Annotated in this window: 4 protein-coding genes; all 4 read left to right on the top strand. The window is 70.7% G+C overall.

The genetic code is table 11. The features are described from left to right. Nucleotides 1–76 precede the first annotated feature (76 nt). The gene (mraY, locus tag RIM90_RS30590) at nucleotides 77–1,150 is read left to right on the top strand and encodes a phospho-N-acetylmuramoyl-pentapeptide-transferase (protein WP_309063993.1); all 1,074 of its coding nucleotides are present in this window, start codon (nucleotides 77–79) and stop codon (nucleotides 1,148–1,150) included. Nucleotides 1,151–1,158: 8 nt separating this feature from the next. Beyond that, a complete protein-coding gene (murD, locus tag RIM90_RS30585; protein WP_309063994.1) occupies nucleotides 1,159–2,574 on the top strand; it encodes a UDP-N-acetylmuramoyl-L-alanine--D-glutamate ligase in 1,416 nt (471 codons plus the stop codon). 95 nt (nucleotides 2,575–2,669) lie between these two features. Then, nucleotides 2,670–4,022 carry a putative lipid II flippase FtsW gene (gene ftsW / locus RIM90_RS30580; protein ID WP_309063992.1) on the top strand — a complete coding sequence of 451 codons (1,353 nt, stop codon included), beginning with the start codon at nucleotides 2,670–2,672 and terminating at the stop codon, nucleotides 4,020–4,022. 6 nt (nucleotides 4,023–4,028) lie between these two features. Further along, the coding region (locus tag RIM90_RS30575; protein ID WP_309063991.1) for a UDP-N-acetylglucosamine--N-acetylmuramyl-(pentapeptide) pyrophosphoryl-undecaprenol N-acetylglucosamine transferase at nucleotides 4,029–4,855 on the top strand (827 nt) is incomplete at its 3' end.

Raw genomic sequence — 4,855 nt, 5'->3', positions numbered from 1 at the left:
CGTCCCGTTCGGTCGGGCTCGAGAGCGTGGCGCAGGCGCTGCTCGAGACCGGTGCCGAGGGTGAGGTCGCCGCCCGATGATGAATCAGATCCTGTTCGCAGGAGTCATTGGCCTCTTCCTGACGCTGATCGGCACCCCGCTGCTGATCAAACTGCTCGCCCGCAAGGGGTACGGGCAGTACATCCGTGACGACGGCCCGCGCGAGCACGCCAGCAAGCGCGGTACGCCGACCATGGGTGGTATCGCCTTCATCCTGGCGACGGTCGCCGCCTACTTCCTCAGCAAGGTGATCACCGGCAAGCCGCCGACGTACTCCGGCCTGCTGGTGCTGGGCCTGATGGTCGGCATGGGCCTGGTCGGCTTCCTGGACGACTACATCAAGATCGTCAAGCGGCGTTCGCTGGGTCTGCGGGCCAAGGCGAAGATGACCGGCCAGCTGATCGTCGGCATCGCCTTCGCGGTGCTCTCCCTGCAGTTCGCGGACTCCCGCGGACAGACCCCGGCCTCCACCAAGCTGTCGTTCATCACGGACTTCGGCTGGACCATCGGTCCGGTGCTGTTCGTCGTCTGGGCGCTGTTCATGATCCTCGCGATGTCGAACGGCGTGAACCTGACCGACGGTCTGGACGGCCTCGCCACCGGCGCCTCCGTCCTCGTCTTCGGCGCCTACACCTTCATCGGCGTCTGGCAGTTCCAGGAGTCCTGCGCCAACGGGGAGACCCTGACCAACCCCAACGCCTGCTACGAGGTCCGCGACCCGCTCGACCTCGCCGTCGTGGCCTCCGCGCTGATGGGCGCCTGCCTGGGCTTCCTGTGGTGGAACACCTCCCCGGCCAAGATCTTCATGGGCGACACCGGTTCGCTGGCGCTCGGCGGTGTGCTCGCGGGCCTCGCCATCTGCTCCCGCACCGAGCTGCTGCTCGCCATCCTCGGCGGTCTGTTCGTCCTCATCACCATGTCGGTGGTCATCCAGGTCGGCTCCTTCCGGCTCACCGGGAAGCGGGTCTTCCGGATGGCGCCACTCCAGCATCACTTCGAACTCAAGGGCTGGTCCGAAGTCCTTGTGGTGGTCCGCTTCTGGATCATCCAGGGCATCTGTGTGATCGTCGGACTGGGCCTCTTCTACGCGGGATGGGCAGCGGAAAAGTGACCTCCTCGGTGCTCTCGGAACCCCAGGGCAAGCACATCACCGTCGCCGGGCTCGGCGTCTCCGGCGTCCCGGCGGCGAAGGTGCTGCACGGACTCGGCGCGCGCGTCACGGTCGTCAACGACGGCGACGACGAACGCGCCCGGGCCCAGGCGGCCGAGCTGGAGCAGCTCGGCGTCACCGTCCGCCTCGGCGACGGCGACACCCTGCCCGAGGGCACCGACCTGATCGTCACCGCACCCGGCTGGAAGCCGGACAAGCCGCTGTTCGCCGCCGCCGAGCGGGCCGGCGTCCCCGTCTGGGGCGACGTCGAGCTGGCCTGGCGGCTGCGCGGCCGGGGCGGCAGGAAAGCAGCCCCCTGGCTCGCGGTCACCGGCACCAACGGCAAGACCACCACCGTCCAGATGCTCGCCTCCATCCTGAAGGCGGCGGGCCTGCGCACCGCGGCCGTCGGCAACATCGGCGTCTCGCTGCTCGACGCGGTGCTCGGCGAGGACGAGTACGACGTGCTCGCCGTGGAGCTGTCCAGCTACCAGCTCCACTGGGCGCCCTCCCTGCGCGCCCACTCGGCGGCGGTGCTGAACCTCGCCCCCGACCACCTCGACTGGCACGGCTCCATGGAGGCGTACGCCAGGGACAAGGGCCGTATCTACGAGGGCAATCGCGTCGCCTGCGTCTACAACGTCGCCGACAAGGCCACCGAGGACCTGGTCCGCGAGGCCGACGTCGAGGAGGGCTGCCGTGCCATCGGCTTCACCCTGGGCACGCCGGGTCCCTCCCAACTCGGCGTCGTGGACGGCATCCTGGTCGACCGCGCCTTCGTCGAGAACCGGCACAAGAACGCCCAGGAGCTCGCCGAGGTCTCCGACGTCGATCCGCCGGCCCCGCACAACATCGCCAACGCCCTTGCGGCCGCCGCCCTCGCGCGCGCCTTCGGGGTGCCCGCGACGGCCGTCCGCGACGGCCTGCGGGCCTTCACCCCGGACGCCCACCGCATCGCGCACGTGGCCGACGTGGACGGCGTCGCCTACGTCGACGACTCCAAGGCCACCAACACGCATGCCGCCGAGGCCTCGTTGGCGGCGTACGAGTCGATCGTGTGGATCGCGGGCGGCCTGGCGAAGGGCGCGACCTTCGACGAGCTGGCCGCGGGGGCGGCGAAGCGGCTGCGCGGCGCCGTCCTGATCGGCCGGGACCGCGCCCTGATCCGCGAAGCCCTCGCGCGACACGCCCCCGAGGTACCGGTGGTCGACCTCGACCGGACCGACACTGGGGCGATGCTCCAGGCTGTCCAGGAGGCACAGCGGCTCGCACGGCCCGGCGACACGGTACTGCTGGCCCCGGCCTGCGCCTCGATGGACATGTTCGCCAACTACAACAGGCGCGGTGAGGCGTTCGCCCAGGCGGTGCGCGAGCTCGGTGCCTGACCCGGCCGCCTGCGCCGGGCGACCTTGGGAGGGACGCGTGGGACCGTCGAGGCCTTGTCCGGCGTACACCTGTCCGGCGTGCAGCGGAGGCCGTGATGCCCAGTAGCCGTACCGGCAGGCCGCCCGTGCAGCGGGCCGTCCGCGGGCCCGTCGCGCCCCGGCCCCCGCGCGAGAACCCCTTCCGCGCCCTGCACACACGGGCCCGCAGGGCCTGGGACCGGCCGCTGACCGCGTACTACCTGATCCTCGGCGGCAGCGCGCTGATCACCGTGCTCGGCCTGGTGATGGTCTACTCGGCCTCCCAGATCACCGCGCTGCAGATGTCCCTGCCGGGCTCCTACTTCTTCCGCAAGCAGCTCCTGGCCGCCGCGATCGGCACCGTGCTGCTGCTCGTGGCCTCCCGGATGCCGGTGAGGCTGCACCGGGCGCTGGCCTACCCCATCCTCGCGGGCGCCGTCTTCCTGATGGCCCTGGTGCAGGTGCCGGGGATGGGGGTCGAGGTCAACGGCAACCAGAACTGGATCGCCCTCGGCGGTTCCTTCCAGATCCAGCCCAGCGAGTTCGGCAAGCTGGCGCTGGTGCTGTGGGGCGCCGATCTGCTCGCCCGCAAACAGGACAAGCGGCTGCTGACCCAGTGGAAGCACATGCTGGTGCCGCTGGTGCCGGCCGCCTTCATGCTGCTCGGGCTGATCATGCTCGGCGGCGACATGGGCACGGCGATCATCCTGACGGCGATCCTGTTCGGCCTGCTGTGGCTGGCGGGGGCGCCCACGCGGCTGTTCGCCGGGGTGCTGTCCGTCGCCGCCCTGATCGGCGTGATCCTCATCCGCACCAGCCCGAACCGCATGGCCCGGCTCGCCTGTCTCGGCGCCACCGAGCCCCAGTCGGGACCGGTCGACTGCTGGCAGGCGGTGCACGGGATCTACGCCCTCGCCTCCGGCGGGATCTTCGGTTCCGGACTCGGTGCGAGTGTGGAGAAATGGGGCCAACTCCCCGAAGCCCACACCGACTTCATCTTCGCCGTCACCGGTGAGGAACTGGGTCTGGCGGGGACGCTGTCGGTACTCGCCCTCTTCGCGGCTCTAGGCTATGCGGGCATCCGCGTGGCCGGACGCACGGAGGACCCCTTCGTGAGGTACGCCGCGGGAGGCGTGACCACCTGGATCACGGCCCAGGCCGTGATCAACATCGGTGCGGTGCTCGGTCTGCTGCCGATCGCCGGCGTCCCGCTCCCGCTGTTCTCCTACGGAGGATCCGCCCTGCTGCCGACCATGTTCGCCATCGGGTTGCTGATCGCCTTCGCGCGTGAGGACCCCGCTGCGCGGATGGCGCTTGCGATGCGGCAACCCCGCTTTGGTAAAAAGCGGACCAGGGGTTCTCAGCGGCCCCGGAGATGGAACACGATGCGACGGCGTGCCGCTGCGGCGCGCTCGTCCGGAGAGCGGTGAATTTCGGTGCATGTCGTACTCGCCGGCGGAGGAACCGCGGGCCACATCGAGCCCGCGCTCGCCCTCGCGGACGCCCTGCGCAGGCAGGATCCGACCGTGGGCATCACGGCCCTGGGCACGGAGCGTGGCCTCGAGACACGTCTGGTACCCGAGCGCGGGTACGAACTGGCGCTGATCCCCGCCGTACCACTGCCGCGCAAGCCGACCCCCGAGCTGATCACCGTCCCGGGCCGGCTGCGCGGCACCATCAAGGCGACCGAGCAGATCCTGGAGCGCACCAAGGCGGACGCCGTGGTCGGCTTCGGCGGCTATGTCGCCCTGCCCGGATACCTCGCGGCCAAGCGGCTCGGCGTGCCGATCGTGATCCACGAGGCCAACGCCCGGCCCGGCCTGGCCAACAAGATCGGCTCCCGCTACGCCGCCCAGGTCGCCGTCTCCACGCCCGACAGCAAGCTGCGGAACGCCCGCTACATCGGCATCCCGCTGCGCCGCTCCATCGCCACCCTGGACCGGGCCGCCGTGCGCCCCGAGGCCCGCGCCGCGTTCGGGCTCGACCCCAACCTGCCGACGCTGCTGGTCTCCGGCGGCTCGCAGGGCGCCCGCCGGCTGAACGAGGTCGTCCAGCAGGTGGCTCCGTGGCTGCAGCAGGCCGGGATCCAGATCCTGCACGCGGTCGGCCCGAAGAACGAACTGCCGCAAGTCCACCAGATGCCGGGAATGCCCCCCTACATCCCGGTAAGTTACCTGGACCGGATGGACCTCGCGTACGCCGCGGCCGACATGATGCTCTGCCGCGCGGGCGCGATGACCGTCGCCGAACTCTCCGCCGTCGG

This window comes from Streptomyces sp. (assembly GCF_031181555.1).
GTDB classification, from domain to species: Bacteria; Actinomycetota; Actinomycetes; order Streptomycetales; family Streptomycetaceae; genus Streptomyces; species Streptomyces fimbriatus.
This window is presented reverse-complemented; position numbering and strand designations above follow the sequence as displayed.